Genomic DNA, 15,347 nt, shown 5'->3' on the forward strand with positions numbered 1-15,347 from the left:
AAACCGCCGGCGGCGCCCGGTTCGCGCATCGGTTCTGAAAGGTGCCGACGCCCGGCTCGCCCGCGATCATCCCGTCCTCGTGACCCTCTCCGAGCGGCCGCGGGATCGTCGGCCGCGTCCAGGTCTCCCACTCCTCGGCGTCCCTTCGCGGTAAGCGACGTGCAGCTCCCCGTCGCCGGCCGAGCCCGCTTCGGGCGAACCGCATCCCTTGCCCATCAAGGGATGTAGACGCACGTCACGCCACACCCCACTGGAGTCTTCCCGGAGACGGGTGTAGCGTCAGCGTCGTTCGGAACGTTCACTAGATACTGAAAGGTGTGAAGCATGAAAACCAGTGACGCGGCGATAGCCGTCACCGGGCTTCGCAAGACCTTCGGCGCGACGGTCGCCCTCGACGGACTCGACCTTCGCGTCCGCGAAGGCGAGGTCCACGGCTTCCTCGGCCCCAACGGCGCCGGGAAGTCCACGACGATCCGAATCCTGCTCGGCCTCATGCGCGACGACGGCGGCGAGGCCGTCCTCCTCGGCGGCGACCCGTGGCGCGACGCCACCGCACTGCACCGCCGCATCGCCTACGTCCCCGGCGACGTCAACCTCTGGCCGCAGCTCACCGGCGGCGAGGCCATCGACCTCCTCGGCGCCGTCCGCGGCGGCCTCGACAAGACCCGCCGCGCCGAACTCCTCGACCTCTTCGAACTCGACCCCCGCAAGAGGAGCAGGACCTACTCCAAGGGCAACCGGCAGAAGGTCGCCCTCGTCGCCGCCTTCGCCTCCAACGCCGAACTGCTCGTCCTCGACGAACCCACCTCCGGCCTCGACCCGCTCATGGAGGCCGTCTTCCAGCGCTGCGTCACCGCCGAACGCGACCGGGGCCGCACGGTCCTGCTGTCCAGCCACATCCTCTCCGAGGTCGAGGCCCTCTGCGAACGGGTCAGCATCATCCGCAACGGCCGCACCGTCGAGACCGGCACCCTCGACGACCTGCGCCATCTCACCCGCACCGCCGTCACCGCCACCCTCGCCGCACCCGCACCCGGCCTCACCGCGCTCCCCGGCGTCCACGACGTCACCACCGACGGCGACACCGTCGCCTTCCAGGTCGACGACGGGCACCTCGAAGCCGCCATGACCCTCCTCGCCGGCGCCGGCATCCGCGGCATCACCAGCCGGCCGCCCACCCTCGAACAGCTCTTCCTGCGTCACTACGAAAGCGAGGCGACGGTCCGATGACCGGCACCCTCAGGCTCATCCGCCTCATCCTCCGCCGCGAGCGCGTCCTCGCTCCACTGTGGATCCTCCTGCTCGGCTCCCTGTCCGCCGGGCAGGCCGCCCGCTACGCCCGGACCTTCACCTCCGACGCCACGATCGCCGACTTCGCCACCGAGATGACCGGCAACAAGGCCCTCCTCGCCTTCTCCGGCCAGGTCTACGCGCCCACCCTGGCCGGCATGACGGTGTGGAAGATCGCCGACACCGTCTTCGTCCTCATCGGACTCGTCACCGTCCTCACCGTCATTCGCCACACCCGCACCGAGGAGGAGACCGGCCGCGCCGAACTCCTCGGCTCCGGCGTCGTCGGCCGTGCCGCCCCGCTCGCCGCCGCCCTCGGCTTCACCTGGACCGCCAGCCTCCTCACCGGCCTCATCACCGCCCTCGGCATGATCAAGCAGGGCTTCGACGCCGAAGGCTCCCTCGCCTTCGGGCTCGCCGTGGCCGCCGTCGGCATCGTCTTCGCCGCCGTCGCCGGACTCGCCGCCCAGCTCACCGACGGCGCCCGCACCGCCGTCGGCCTCGCCGGACTCGCCCTCGGCGTCGGCTACGTCCTCCGCTTCCTCGCCGACGGCAGCGGCCGGGAATGGCTGAAATGGCTCTCCCCGCAAGGCTGGAGCCACCTCGTCAAGCCCTACGCCACCGACGACCTCACCGTCCTCGGCCTCAGCCTCGCCCTCACCACGGCCCTCACCGTCGGTGCCTTCGCCCTCCGTGCCCGCCGCGACCTCGGAGCCGGACTCCTCGCCCAGAAGCCCGGCCCCGCCGACGGCCGCGTCCGCTCCCCGCTCGCCCTCGCCTGGCGCGTCCAGCGCGGCCTGCTCGCCGGCTGGGTCACCGGCTTCGCCGTCGCCGGAGTCGCCTTCGGCGCGCTCGCCTCGGCCATCCCCGGCCTCGCCGACAAGCAGGGCGACTCGATGCGCGAGTTCTTCGAGCGCTACGCCGACAACGGCCACACCGACCTCGTCGACACCTACCTGTGGCTGATGGCCCTCAGCCTCGGCTACGTGTGCGCCCTCTACCCGCTGCTGGCGGTCCTGCGGATGCGCGCCGAGGAGACCACCGGCCGCGCCGAACTGCTGCTCACCGGCGCCGTCGCCCGGCTGCGCTGGGCCGCCGGGCACCTGCTGATCGCCACGCTCGGCTCGGCCGCGATCCTGACCGCGGGCGGTCTGGCCATGGGCGCCGTCGCCGGGGACCCGTGGCGCGTGCTCGGGGCCGTCGTGCTCCAGGTCCCGGCCGTGTGGGTGCTCGCCGGGATCGGCGTGCTGGCCTTCGGGCTGCTGCCGAAGGCCGCGGGCTGGATCTGCTGGGGCGCCTTCCTCTTCGTCAACCTCTTCGGGGAGATCCTCGGCCCGATCGTCGGGATTCCTTATGCCACCTCGAAAGCCGTGATCCCCTTCCTTTACCTGCCGAAGGTGATCTCGGGCGGAGAGTTCAGCGCCGTCCCCGTGCTCGGCCTGACGGTCCTGGCCGTGGCGTTGACCGCGGCGGGTCTCGCCGGTCTGCGCCGGCGCGCGATCGTCTAGACCGCGCGGGACGGCCCCGGTCCACAGTGGACCGGGGCCGTCCCCTACCCCACCACGTCCCGGCCCGACCGGGTCGAGCGCCCGGTGCCGCCGCAGACGTCGCACGGACCGCCGTCGCCGTAGCGGCCGGTCCCGCCGCAGATCGTGCACGGGACACTCGGCGCGCCGGGCGTCTCACCGTGGAACACCGCGCGCTCGACGGCGTGGACCAGGAACTCCACGCCGGGCGTGAAGCCGGTGACGACGACCTTCCGGCCGTCGCCCGTCAGGAAGCGGGTGTGCCCCTCGCGCCCGAGCACGCGTGCGAACCAGCCCTCCTTGAACGGGGTTGGCTTCACGTCGGCGAACTGCGACCACCCGAACAGGCGAGACCGGCCGGCGTAGGAGTGGACGAGCCCGCGCTCGTGCACGTCGAAGGTCTCGCCCCTGCGGAGCCACGACATCATCCCCAGGACGATGCCGCCGCCGAAGGCGCCCCCACCCGCGCCGATCACGATCCCCCCGCAGGGATTCGACGCCGCAGCGCTGTCGATCATGGCGATGGCGACCGGGATGGCGAAGGCCAGCACGATGACGCCGCCCGCGAACGCGGCCAGCCCGGTGACGGCCCGCCGGTTGTTGTCGGTGACATACCGCTGCACGACCGGCCCCAGTTCCTCCACGGTGGAGGGCGGCCGCTGTTGGCCCGCTGGCACCGCCCGCTCCGGCCGTGCCGGTTGGCGCGCGGCGAACGCGGCCAGATCCAGTTTCTGCTTCCTCCGGGCGAGGAAGAAGGCGATGAGCCCGACGGTGACGGGGAAGACGACGAGCAGCGACACCGCCACGACGGTCTCGGTATCCATGCCCACTCCAGGTTCTCGGCGTCGCGGAACCACAAGGTCGCACACGGTGCCTTGATTTGCAACGGTTCAGGGCGCTTGTCCGTTACGACCGGTCCCGGATGGCCGTGCTAACCGCGAACCCTTGCCGGGACGGGGGAATCGGAGCCGTGACAGGCGACCGGCCGCGATGTGGAGAAGGAACGGCGAGGCCCGGTCCACAGTGGACCGGGCCTCGCCGTCACGTTCTGCCGCCTTCACGGCGCAATGTTCCCGTGGGTCTCCGTGACACGCCGACGCGTCTCACCGAGCTCCACGGCCTTCGCCCCACGCATGGCGCCGGTCGGCACCGGGCCGTGGACCCCGCCACCGGCGGCCCGGCCCGGCACGATCGAGATCCGCGCGGCCCTTCCCGACGCGCGGACCGTCGCCGTCGACATTCGCCGACCACGTCGACGCCCTCGACGGTGTGCGTGCCTCTGTCGAGCGCCGCCCGCCAGGCGCGCGTCGGAGCGGCACACGATCACCGGTGTCCCGTCGATCTCGCTCCGAGCCGTCATCCCCCGGCGCCCTCCACGGGCGCCTCGGCGACGCTCGGGACGTCTCGTTCCCTACGCCTTCACGAACAGCAGGGACACGTTGTGCCCGCCGAACCCGAAGGAGTTGTTCAAGGCGGCCGGGACGACCGTCTCGCGCTTGGTGCCGCGCGCGACTTCGAGGTCGAGCGCGTCGTCGGGGTCTTCGAGGTTGATGGTCGGGGGGACCACGTCGTTCTTGATGGCCAGGATCGTGGCGATCGACTCGACGGCGCCCGCACCGCCGAGCAGGTGACCGGTCATCGACTTCGTGCTGGTCAGCAGCACGTGGTCGCCGATGGCGGTCTTGATGCCGCGGACCTCGCCCATGTCCCCGACGGGCGTCGAGGTGGCGTGCGCGTTGACGTGCTTGACGTCGGCACCGGTCAAGCCGGCGTCCTCAAGGGCGAAGCGCATCGCGCGGATGCCGCCCTCGGGGTCGGGCTGGACGATGTCGAAACCGTCGGAGGTGAGACCGGCGCCCGCGAGGCGCGCGTACACCTTCGCGCCGCGCGCGGCGGCGTGGTCGGCGCGCTCCAGCACGACCGCGCCGGCGCCTTCGCCCATGACGAAACCGTCGCGGCCCTTGTCCCAGGGGCGGGAGGCGCGCTCGGGTTCGTCGTTGCGGGTCGACAGCGCCCGCATCGAGGCGAAACCGGCCAGCGGCAGGGCGTGGATGACCGCCTCGCAGCCACCGGCGACGACGATGTCGGCGCGGCCGGAGCGGATCATGTCAAGGCCCCAGGCGATGGCCTCGTTACCGGTCGCGCAGGCGCTGGTCGGGGCGTGCACCCCGGCCTTGGCGCCCAGTTCGAGACCGACCCAGGCCGCCGGGCCGTTCGGCATGAGCATCGGAACGGTGTGCGGCGACACCCGGCGCGGCCCGGAGGCCTCAAGGATGTCGTCCTGGGCGAGCAGGGTGATGGCACCGCCGATGCCGCTGCCGAAGCAGACGCCGAGGCGGTACTTGTCGACGTCCTCGTCGATCGCTTCGAGCCCGGCGTCGGCGTAGGCCTCGCGGGCGGCGATGATCGCGATCTGCTCACTGCGGTCGAGCCGGCGCATGCGCACCCGCTCGATCTTCTCGGACGGGTCGACGGCGAGCTGCGCGGCGATCCGCACCGGCAGCTGTTCGGCCCAGTCCTGCGCGAGCACACCGACACCCGAGCGGCCATCGAGCATGGCCGCCCAGGTGGACGCGACGTCCCCGCCGAGCGGGGTCGTCGCGCCGAGACCGGTGATGACTACCTCGGTCACTTGCCGGCCTTCTCGATGAACGACACCGCGTCACCGACGGTCTTGAGGTTCTGGACCTCGTCGTCGGGGATCTTGACGTCGAAGCGCTCTTCGGCGGCCACGACGACCTCGACCATGGAGAGCGAGTCGACGTCGAGGTCGTCGGTGAACGACTTGTCCTCGGCGGCGTCGTCGGGGTTCACACCCGCGACCTCTTCGAGGATCTCGGCAAGGCCTTCGCGGATTTCGTCACGGGTCATTACTGGTTCTTCCTTCCGGTTGTCAGTCACACCTTCGGTGACGTCTATGGGCAACGGATGATCTGGCCGGCATAGGTGAGCCCGCCGCCGAAGGCGAAGAGCAGCACCGGCGCCCCCGAGGGGATCTCGCCGCGCGCGACCATCTTGGAGAGCGCCAGTGGGACCGACGCCGCCGAGGTGTTGCCGGACTCGACGATGTCACGGGCGATGACGGCGTTGTCGGCGCCCAGCCGCTTCGCGATGCCCTCGATGATGCGGAGGTTGGCCTGGTGGAAGACCACCGCGGCCACGTCCTCGATCTTGACGCCCGCCGACTCGGCCGCCTTGCGGGCGAGGGGGGCGAGGGTGGTGGTGGCCCAGCGGAACACCGACTGGCCGTTCTGGTTGATGTACGGGTGGTCGCCGAGGATGCGCACGGCGTCGCTCATCTCGGGAACCGAGCCCCACACGACCGGCCCGACGCCGGGCTCCTCGCCGGGCGCGGTGGCGGTGAGCACGACGGCTCCGGCGCCGTCGCCGAACAGGACGCAGGTGGAGCGGTCGGTCCAGTCGGTGAAGTCGCTGAGGCGTTCCACGCCGACGACGATGGCGTTCGTCGCCGCGCCCGCGCGGATGGCGTGGTCGGCGGTGGCGACGGCGTGCGGGAAGCCCGAGCAGGCGGTGTTGATGTCGATCGCGGCGGGCGCGTCGATGCCGAGGCCCGCGGCCACCCGGGAGGCGACGTTCGGGGTCCGGTCGAGCGCGGTGCAGGTCGCCACGATCACGTAGTCGATGTCGGCCGCGGTGAGACCGGAAGCGGCCAGGGCCTTCTCGGCGGCGGCGGTGGCCATGTCGGCCACCGTCTCGTCCTCGGCGATCCGGCGCTCCTTGATGCCGACGCGGCTGACGATCCATTCGTCGTTGGTGTCGACCATCTTGGCCAGGTCCTCGTTGGTGAGGACCTTCGACGGCTGGTAGTGACCGAGGCCGACGACCTTGGTCCCGTTGACGCCGTTGGTCACGGGTTGCCTCCTGGGTGGATGCGGGCGAGCGGTTGACCGGCGGCGATCGGGTCGTCGTCGGAGACGAGCCATGCGACGAGCACGCCGGTGTGCCCGGCGACCAGGTCGACCGGTTCGTGTCGGGTCAGCACCCGCCCGAGCAGGTCGCCCTGGGAGACCTCGGTGCCCTCGGCGATGTCGGCCGGGGCGAAGCGTCCCGCCGAAGGCGAGACGGTGACGTGGAAGGGGACCGACGGCCGGGTGCTCGGCACCACGCCGTGCCGGGCGATCAGATCCCGCGCCTTGGCGAGGTCGTCAGGTGTGTTCACCGTGACCACCTCCATGCCTTTGAGTGCCCGTTTCGCCAGCCCCGCAAGCGTCCCCGCGGGCGGAAGTTCGATGATCGCGGTGACGCCGAGGTCGGCGAGGGTCGTCATGCACTCGTCCCAGCGGACCGGTGAGGTGACCTGGCGGACGAGGCGGCGCACGGTCTCGGCTCCGCCGGTGACGGCGGTGCCGTCGGCGTTGGACAGCAGGATCTTGTGCGGATCGCGGGTGGCGATGCCGCCGGCGAGCGCTTCGAGGGTGCGGCGGGCGGGTGCCATGTACGGCGTGTGGAACGCCCCGGCGACCTTGAGGGGGATGATGCGGGCCTTCGCGGGCGGCTGCGCGACGAGTTTCGCGATGGCCTCCGAGGAACCGGCCGCGACGGTCTGCCCGGCGCCGTTGACGTTGGCGGGGTAGGCGCCGGCGGCCTCGATGGCGGCGGTCACCTCGGCGGGGTCGCCGCCCAGGACGGCGGCCATGCCGGTCTCTTCGAGGGCGCACGCGGCGGCCATCTCGCGGCCGCGGACACCGGCGAGGGTCATCGCGGTCTCGGGGGAGAAGACACCCGCGAGCGCGCCGGCGGTGATCTCACCGATGGAGTGCCCGGCGAGGACGGCCACGTCGTGCAGCGGGAGCCGCTCGGCGGCCAGGAGACCCGCGGCGACCAGCAGCGGCTGGGTCTTGGCGGTGTCCTTGATCTCGTCGTCGCCGGCGTCGGTGCCCAGGTGGACCAGGTCGACGCCGGAGAGGGCCGACCACCAGTTCAGGCGCGCCCGGGCGCCGGGGAGGTCGAGCCAAGGGGACAGGAAGCCGGGCTTCTGTGAGCCCTGGCCTGGAGCCAGTAGAGCGAGCACCTGTTGACTGTTGCCTACCTGTCACTGTCCGCGCGAGAGCGCCGTCTACGAGATCGAACCAGGTCTTTTAGAGGTTTCCTACAAACGTGGCTGGTGGGTATGCCCAAGATGGCACGGCGGAAAACCAGACGACCGCGTCACAGCGCTGGCCTATTCTTGATCGGCCATGACTGCGCCTGACCGATTCACCCTCGCCGCCCTGCGCCGACGCCTGCCCGAGCTCATGCCCGCCGACGAGGCGCGCCTGCGCCGCAGGCTCGACGGCCTGCGCGGCTCCGAGCCGAACCCGGACATGTTCGCCGAGCTCACCACGAACATAGAGCAGGCGGAGGCCCGGGTGGCCGCTCGCCGCTCCGCCGTGCCGAAGATCACCTATCCGCCACAGCTGCCGGTCAGCGACCGCAAGGACGAGATCCTCGCCGCCGTCCGCGACCACCAGGTCGTCATCGTCGCCGGTGAGACCGGTTCGGGCAAGACCACCCAGATTCCCAAGATCTGCCTGGAGGCCGGCCGCGGCATCCGCGGCCGTATCGGCCACACCCAGCCCCGCCGCCTCGCCGCCCGCACCGTCGCCTCCCGCATCGCCGACGAACTCGGCACCGAACTCGGCGGCGCCGTCGGCTGGAAGGTCCGCTTCACCGACAAGGTCGGCGACAACACCCTCGTCAAGCTCATGACCGACGGCATCCTGCTCGCCGAGATCCAGTCGGACCGGATGCTGCGGGCCTACGACACGATCATCATCGACGAGGCGCACGAGCGCAGTCTCAACATCGACTTCATCATGGGCTACCTCAAGCAGCTGCTGCCCAGGCGTCCCGACCTGAAGGTCGTCATCACCTCGGCGACGATCGAGACGGAGCGCTTCTCGCAGCACTTCGGTGACGCGCCGGTCATCGAGGTGTCGGGCCGGACCTACCCGGTCGAGGTGCGGTACCGGCCGATCGTGGACGATGCCGAGGACCGGGACGAGGACCCCGACCAGATCTCGGCGATCATCGAGGCCGTCGAGGAGCTGTCCCTTGAGGCCCCCGGCGACGTGCTGGTGTTCCTCTCAGGTGAGCGCGAGATCCGCGACACCGCCGACGCGCTGAACAAGAAGAAGTACCGGCATACGGAAGTACTTCCCTTGTACGCCAGGCTCTCCAACGCCGAGCAGCAGCGGATCTTCCAGTCCCATCCGGGGCGCCGGATCGTCCTCGCGACCAACGTCGCCGAGACCTCGCTGACGGTTCCGGGCATCAAGTACGTCGTCGACCCGGGGACCGCGCGGATCTCGCGCTACAGCCACCGCACGAAGGTGCAGCGGCTGCCGATCGAGCCGGTCTCGCAGGCTTCGGCCAACCAGCGCAAGGGCCGCTGTGGCCGTACCTCCGACGGCATCTGCATCCGGTTGTACGCCGAGACCGACTTCAACTCGCGGCCGGAGTACACCGACCCGGAGATCCTGCGCACGAACCTGGCCTCGGTCATCCTGCAGATGACGGCCGCCGGGCTCGGCGAGATCGAGTCCTTCCCCTTCATCGACCCGCCGGACAAGCGCAACATCAAGGCCGGTGTCGAGCTGCTGGTCGAGCTGGGCGCGATCGACCCGGCGCAGTCGGATCCGCGCAAGCGCCTGACGCAGCTGGGCCGCAAGCTGGCGGCCCTGCCGGTCGACCCGCGCCTGGCGCGGATGGTCCTGGAGGCCGAGAGCAACGGCTGTGTGCGCGAGGTCATGATCATCGCGTCGGCACTGTCCATTCAGGACCCGCGGGAGCGTCCCACGGAGCGTCGTGAGGCCGCCGACCAGAAGCACGCGCGTTTCGCCGACCCCGAGTCGGACTTCATGGCCTACGTCAACCTCTGGAACCACCTGACCGAGCAGCAGCGGGAACTGTCCTCGAACCAGTTCCGCCGCACGGTCAAGGCCGAGTTCCTCAACTTCCTGCGGGTCCGGGAGTGGCAGGACATCCACGCCCAGCTGCGGCAGGTCCTCAAAGGGCTCGGTGTTCATCCGACCGACGCCGTCGCCGACCCGAAGAACGTGCACACCGCGCTGTTGTCGGGCCTGCTGAGCCATATCGGCCTCAAGGACGGCGACAAGCGCGAGTACACCGGAGCCCGGGGCGCGAGGTTCGCGATCTTCCCGGGTTCGGGTCTGTTCAAGAAGACCCCGCGCTGGGTCATGGCCGCCGAACTGGTGGAGACCTCGCGGTTGTGGGCGCGCATCGCCGCCAAGATCGAGCCCGAGCAGATCGAGCCCCTCGCCGGTCATCTCGTCAAGCGCACCTACAGCGAACCGCACTGGGAGAAGAAGGCCGCGGCGGTCATGGCCTTCGAGAAGGTGACCCTCTACGGCGTCCCGATCGTGGCCAGGCGCAAGGTGAACTTCGGCCGCATCGACCCGCCGGTGGCGCGGGAACTGTTCATCCGCAACGCCCTCGTCGAAGGCGACTGGGACACCCACCACCGCTTCTTCGGTGACAACCGGGCCCTCCTCGACGACATCGAGGAACTGGAGCACCGGGTCCGCCGCCGCGACATCCTCGTCGACGACGAGACGCTCTTCGAGTTCTACGACGCCCGGATCCCCGAGGACGTCGTCTCCGGGCGGCACTTCGACTCCTGGTGGAAGAAGGCCCGGCACGAGCGGCCCGACCTGCTCAACTTCGAGAAGTCGATGCTCATCAACGAGGGCGCCGGGGGAGTCGACCGCGAGGACTACCCGGACCACTGGGACAGCGCGGCGGGGATCCGTCTGGTGCTGTCGTACCAGTTCGAGCCGGGCGACGCCGCCGACGGCGTGACCGTCCACATTCCACTGGCGGTGCTCAACCAGGTCACGCCGGAGGAGTTCAGCTGGCAGATCCCGGGCCTGCGCGAGGAACTGGCCACGACGCTGATCAAGTCGCTGCCGAAGACGCTGCGCCGCAACTTCGTGCCCGCGCCCGACTACGCCCGTGCCGCCCTGCACACCATGACACCCGGCGAGCGCGCTCTCGGCGACGAGCTGGAGGTCGCGCTGCGGACCCTGACGGGCGTTCCGGTCCCGCACGGTTCCTGGGACTTCACGAAGGTCCCGCCGCACCTGCTGATGACCTTCCGTGTCCTCGACGACAAGGGCAAGCGCATCGGCGAGAGCCGTGACCTGGCCGCGCTTCGCACCGAACTCGCCGGCCAGATCCGCGCCGAGGTCAACCTCGACGCCGACAGCGTGACCCGTGAGGGCCTCAAGACCTGGGACTTCGGGGCTCTCCCGCGCGTCTACGAACGCAAGCGCGGCGGTTACGAGGTCAAGGCCTACCCCGCACTCGTCGACGAGGGCGCGAGCGTGGCGATCCGCCTGCTGGACACGCCGACCGAGCAGACCCGCGCGATGTGGGCCGGTACCCGCCGCCTGCTCCTGCTCAACAGCCCTTCGCCGATCAAGCACGTCCTCGGGCGGCTGTCGAACCCGGCGAAGCTGGCCTTGGCGGCCAACCCCTACGCGAAGATGAACGAGCTCTTCGAGGACTGCGTGACCTGCGCCGCCGACACGCTCATCACCCGCAACGGGGGAGTGGTGTGGGACCGTGACTCCTTCACCGCGCTCCACGACGCGTTCCGGGCCGAGCTCATCGACACCACCGACCAGGCCGTCCAGACGGTCCGCAAGGTCCTGGGTGTCTGGCACCGCCTCGACAAGCGCCTCAAGGGGACCGGCAATCTCGCCTGGCTGCCGTCGCTGACCGACATGCGCCGCCAGCTCGACGGGCTCGTCTTCCCCGGTTTCGTGTCGGCCACCGGCCTGCACATGCTCGCGCACCTTCCGCGCTACCTCGAAGCCCTCGACCGCCGTCTCGACCGCATCGGCCAGAACCCGGGCCGCGACCGCGATCTGAGCGAGCAGATGGAGTACGTCGAGGAGGCCTACGCCAAACTCCTCGCCGAGTTGCCTCCGTCACGTCGCAACTCCGTCGACGTCAAGAACATCCGCTGGATGATCGAGGAGCTGCGGGTCAGCTTCTTCGCCCAGGGCCTCGGCACCGCCTATCCCATCTCCGAACAGCGCATCGCACGGGCGATCGCCTCGGTCCGTTAACCCGCTTGCGCGGGGTCTTTCAGCAGGTGAAGATCACCCCGATGACTACACATGACGCACCCGTACTCCGCCTGGTCACGCTCCCGGAGGCCGCTCTCCACGCGCTCCTCGCCGACGACCTCGCCGAAGCGGCCCGCCACACCGGCATCCCGCTCACCGAGAACCTCGTGAGCGAACGCAACAAGCGCACCTGGAAGTACCGCGTCGACCTGTTCGCCCAGAATCCGGACGCGGTGTCGTGGGCGCTCCCGTTCGTCGCCGTCGACGGTGACGGGACCATCGTCGGCCGCGGCGGGTTCCACGAGCCCCCGGACGAGCGCGGCATGGTCGAAGTCGGTTACGAGGTCGAACCGGACCGGCGCCGCAAGGGCCACGCCACCGCGATCCTCACGCTGATGCTCAAGCGCGCCGCCGACGCGCCCGACGCGCATGTCGTGCGTGCCTCCATCAGCCCCGACAACGTCGCCTCGCTGGCCACCGTCGCGAAGTTCGGCTTCGTGCACGTCGGTGAGCTGATGGACGACGAGGACGGCCTGGAGCTGCTGTTCGAGCGTCCCGTCTAGCCGGTCTCGGCGGGCAGGCGTCCGTAGGGGCGCCTGCCGTGGTGGTGTTCGAGTTCCTTGCGCCGGTGGCCGAGGATGACCGGTTTCAGGCCGCCCTCCCCGAAGTCGGCGGTGTTGTTGACGACCAGCGTCGACAGCGGGTACAGACGGCTTCGCCAGGCGAGGCGCTCGGCCGCGGCGAACACCGCCTCGGGGACGCCTTCGTGTCCCTTGTGCGGCCGGAAGTCGATCTTCAGCGTGGTGTTCTCCAGTTCGGTCTCGCAGGAGGCGATCGCGGGGTGCGCGTTCAGTTCGCGGCGGATCGCGGCGAGTGCCTCGGCCTCGCGGGCCTTGACACCGTCGGCGCCGACGTGGGCGATCTTGTTGTTGAGAACGAGCAGGAGCATGACCGGGATCCAGCCGGCGCCGATCGTCAGGCCGAGGAGCGGCGGACCCAGCGCGTAGCCGGTGAGGCCCCAGCCGGCCAGGGTCCCCAGGAGCCCGAGTTTCCACAGCGGTTTCGGGTGCAGGCGGCCGATGAGGCCGCGCGGTGCCGGTAGCAGTGCGGAGTTGACGACCACGCTGTCGAAGGCCAGGTCGAGGGGCCCGCGCCGGGGCGGTCGCGGGGGCGCGATCAGGTCGGCGAGCAGTGGTCTCGTCTCGGCGAGGGTCGTGGCGGCGTAGGCGGCCTTGACGCGCGCGTCGTACTCGTCGAGGTCGAGACGGCCGTTGTCGAGCGCGCCTTTGAGGACGGCGGCGGTCTCGGTCCGGTCGGCGTTGGAGAGCCGCCGTGCCTTGCCGGTGAGGTCGCCGGTGAGGGCGGCCAGGTCGGCGGTGGTGCGGGCGGCCGCGGCCCGTTCGGCACGGGCCTCGCGGGTCTCGTGGTCGAGACGGCCGTCGGCGAGGGCCTCGGTGAGCCGGTCGGCGGTGGCGGCCCGGTCGGCGTAGGAGGCGCGCCGGGCGATGATCCGGGCGGTTTCCGCCAGCTCGGCGGCCGTGCCCACGGCGGCGATCTCGGCGGCCAGGGCGTCGTGTTCACCGGGTGCGACGCGCCCGTCGGACACCGCCCGGGACAGGTCGGCGGCGACCGACTCGCGTTCGGTGATGGTCGGCAGCAGGCGTTTCCCGTCCGTGCCGGGCCAGCCGGGCAGGCCGTGCAGGAGCCGTTTGAGCCGCGCGTAGGTGTCGGCCTCGGTGAGCCCGGCCGAGCGGTTCGCGTAGCGTTCGGCCGTCAGGCGTCCCGAGGCCGCGCCCTCGGTGAGGACTCCGGCGGCCAGTTCCCGGTCGGCCGAACGGATCCGGGCGTCGTCGAGCCACTCCCGCATGCCCTTCTTCGCGGGCAGGTCGACGGCGGTCGCCGCCAGGTCCGCCCGGGTCTTGGCGACCCGGACGGCCTCCAGGCGCCGGTCGTGCTCGGTGGCGTCGAGACGGCCCTCGTCGCGGGCGAGGCCGAGCACTCGCCGCAGTTCGTCGCGGTCGGCGTGCGTGGCGCGCAGGGCGGGCGAACCCTCGTCGGACCATCCGAGCATCATGCGCGCGATCGTAGGCTCAGGCGGCCAGCCGGGCCAACAGGAAACCGGTCCGGACGGCGAGCTCCTCGGCGCATGCGGCGAAGGCGGCGTCGCTCCCGTCGATCGCCGGATCGGGGATGCTCCAGTGCACTGGCGGGGGACCGCCCTCGAACTCCGGACACACCTCGCGGACCTTGTCGCACAGGGTGACCACCAGGTCGAAGGGCTCCGCGCGGAAGACGTCGAGGCTCTTCGGTTCATGCCCCGACGGGTCCAGGCCGCGCTCGCGCATGATCCGCGAGGTGTTGGGGTGCAGGGGTTTCGGGTGGCTCCCGGCGCTGAAGGCGTCGAGGCCTCCGGCTCGTGCCATCGCCTCCGCCAGCTGGGATCGCGCGCTGTTCCCCGTGCACAGGAACAGCACCCTGGTCCCTTGTGGAGGGACCGGGGGAGCGGGCGGGGTGAGCCGCAGTCCCGCGTGCAGGGCCGCGCCGGTGCCGGTGAGCAGCTCGCCACAGCGGTGCAGGTCGAGGGCGTAGAAGGTGTCGCGTCCGTCGGCGGAGCTGCGCCGGGACCGCACCAGACCGCCCGAGCGCAACTGCGCCAGGTGGTAGGAGACGAGGTTCTGCGGCTGTCCGGCGAGCGCGGTCAGCTCGCGCACCGGGCGGTCGCCGTCGGCGAGGAGCGTGAGCAGCTCCCAGCGCAGCCGGTGGCCGGCGAGGCGGAGGAAGTCGGGCGGTGCGATCGTCACGCCTCCAGGATAATCCATCAAAGTGGCTTGATGTATATGCCTTCTCCGGTCTAGGCTCCCGGCATGAGCTACCCGGAAGGCGCCCCCGACGCGCTCGTCTACCGCCACTGCCCACACTGCACCGCGAAACTCACCGCACAGACCGACCCCTTCGACGGCCGCACCCGGCCCGGCTGCCCCGACTGCGGCTGGATCCACCACGCCAACAGCCCCATCGGCGTCCTCGCCGTCATCGAAGCCCCCGGCGGGCTCGTGTTCACCCACCCCGCCCACGGCACGCCCGAGGCCCCCGCCTCGCTCGCCGGCCTCTTCCTCGACTACGGCGAAAGCCCCGAGGAAGGCCTCACCCGCGCCGTCGCCGAACTCACCGGCCTCCACGTCGAGATCCTCGACGAGCTCACCCGCTTCCAGCAGCCCGGCACACCCCTCGGGCACGCCCACATCCTGGGTTTTCGCACCCGCGTCACCGGCGGCGACATCCGCACCGACGGTGCCGAGGGCCCCGCCGTCCTCCACCCCCGCGACGCCCTCCCCGAGATCATCCCCGCCCGCCTCGCCAACCGGCGCGTCCTCGCCGCCTACCTTGCCCGCGACGCGGCCCACTGAGGAAGCCGCGGGCGCCCCCGGGTCGGTAC

At 71.0% G+C, this 15,347-nt stretch carries 12 protein-coding genes; 5 read left to right on the forward strand and 7 right to left on the reverse strand.

What is annotated here, in order from left to right; genetic code table 11:
* The first annotated feature begins 324 nt into the window (after nucleotides 1-324).
* Entirely contained in the window at nucleotides 325-1,230 is a 906-nt protein-coding gene (locus HNR73_RS11380) for an ABC transporter ATP-binding protein (RefSeq protein WP_184787325.1), read from the forward strand.
* On the forward strand, nucleotides 1,227-2,798 hold the full coding sequence (locus HNR73_RS11385; RefSeq protein WP_184787326.1) for an ABC transporter permease: 1,572 nt from the start codon (nucleotides 1,227-1,229) through the stop codon (nucleotides 2,796-2,798). The genes HNR73_RS11380 and HNR73_RS11385 overlap by 4 nt, the downstream gene beginning before the upstream one ends.
* A 44-nt stretch (nucleotides 2,799-2,842) precedes the next feature.
* On the opposite strand, the gene HNR73_RS11390 is transcribed toward HNR73_RS11385, so the two are convergent.
* From HNR73_RS11390 to HNR73_RS11410, 5 genes are all read right to left on the reverse strand, one after another.
* Nucleotides 2,843-3,640, reverse strand: coding sequence for a hypothetical protein (locus HNR73_RS11390; RefSeq protein WP_184787327.1), 798 nt, complete (start codon nucleotides 3,638-3,640; stop codon nucleotides 2,843-2,845).
* Nucleotides 3,641-4,227: 587 nt separating this feature from the next.
* Complete coding sequence (locus HNR73_RS11395; protein ID WP_184787328.1) at nucleotides 4,228-5,448, reverse strand: beta-ketoacyl-[acyl-carrier-protein] synthase family protein; 1,221 nt, start codon at nucleotides 5,446-5,448, stop codon at nucleotides 4,228-4,230.
* On the reverse strand, nucleotides 5,445-5,687 hold the full coding sequence (locus HNR73_RS11400; protein WP_184787329.1) for an acyl carrier protein: 243 nt from the start codon (nucleotides 5,685-5,687) through the stop codon (nucleotides 5,445-5,447). The genes HNR73_RS11395 and HNR73_RS11400 overlap by 4 nt, the downstream gene beginning before the upstream one ends.
* Nucleotides 5,688-5,731: 44 nt before the next feature.
* Nucleotides 5,732-6,688, reverse strand: a complete 957-nt coding sequence (locus HNR73_RS11405; RefSeq protein ID WP_239122346.1) for a beta-ketoacyl-ACP synthase III — start codon at nucleotides 6,686-6,688, stop codon at nucleotides 5,732-5,734.
* Complete coding sequence (locus HNR73_RS11410; protein WP_184787331.1) at nucleotides 6,685-7,848, reverse strand: acyltransferase domain-containing protein; 1,164 nt, start codon at nucleotides 7,846-7,848, stop codon at nucleotides 6,685-6,687. The genes HNR73_RS11405 and HNR73_RS11410 overlap by 4 nt, the downstream gene beginning before the upstream one ends.
* 166 nt (nucleotides 7,849-8,014) lie before the next feature.
* On the opposite strand from HNR73_RS11410, the gene hrpA reads away from it, so the two are divergent.
* Nucleotides 8,015-11,911 carry an ATP-dependent RNA helicase HrpA gene (gene hrpA, locus HNR73_RS11415; protein WP_184787332.1) on the forward strand — a complete coding sequence of 1,299 codons (3,897 nt, stop codon included), beginning with the start codon at nucleotides 8,015-8,017 and terminating at the stop codon, nucleotides 11,909-11,911.
* A 41-nt stretch (nucleotides 11,912-11,952) separates the two neighbouring features.
* Nucleotides 11,953-12,474, forward strand: a complete 522-nt coding sequence (locus tag HNR73_RS11420) for a GNAT family N-acetyltransferase (RefSeq protein ID WP_184787333.1) — start codon at nucleotides 11,953-11,955, stop codon at nucleotides 12,472-12,474.
* Here HNR73_RS11420 and HNR73_RS39035 read toward each other — a convergent pair.
* Both HNR73_RS39035 and HNR73_RS11445 read right to left on the reverse strand, forming a co-directional pair.
* Nucleotides 12,471-13,985, reverse strand: coding sequence for a DUF1707 SHOCT-like domain-containing protein (locus HNR73_RS39035; RefSeq protein ID WP_203686858.1), 1,515 nt, complete (start codon nucleotides 13,983-13,985; stop codon nucleotides 12,471-12,473). The genes HNR73_RS11420 and HNR73_RS39035 overlap by 4 nt on opposite strands.
* A 16-nt stretch (nucleotides 13,986-14,001) precedes the next feature.
* The gene (locus tag HNR73_RS11445; protein WP_239122347.1) at nucleotides 14,002-14,712 is read right to left on the reverse strand and encodes an arsenate reductase/protein-tyrosine-phosphatase family protein; all 711 of its coding nucleotides are present in this window, start codon (nucleotides 14,710-14,712) and stop codon (nucleotides 14,002-14,004) included.
* 63 nt (nucleotides 14,713-14,775) lie between these two features.
* Here HNR73_RS11445 and HNR73_RS11450 point away from each other — a divergent pair, with 63 nt between their 5' ends.
* Nucleotides 14,776-15,318, forward strand: a complete 543-nt coding sequence (locus HNR73_RS11450) for an NUDIX hydrolase (RefSeq protein WP_184787335.1) — start codon at nucleotides 14,776-14,778, stop codon at nucleotides 15,316-15,318.
* Nucleotides 15,319-15,347 lie beyond the last annotated feature (29 nt).

The organism is Phytomonospora endophytica, assembly GCF_014202425.1.
Classification (GTDB): Bacteria; Actinomycetota; Actinomycetes; order Mycobacteriales; family Micromonosporaceae; genus Phytomonospora; species Phytomonospora endophytica.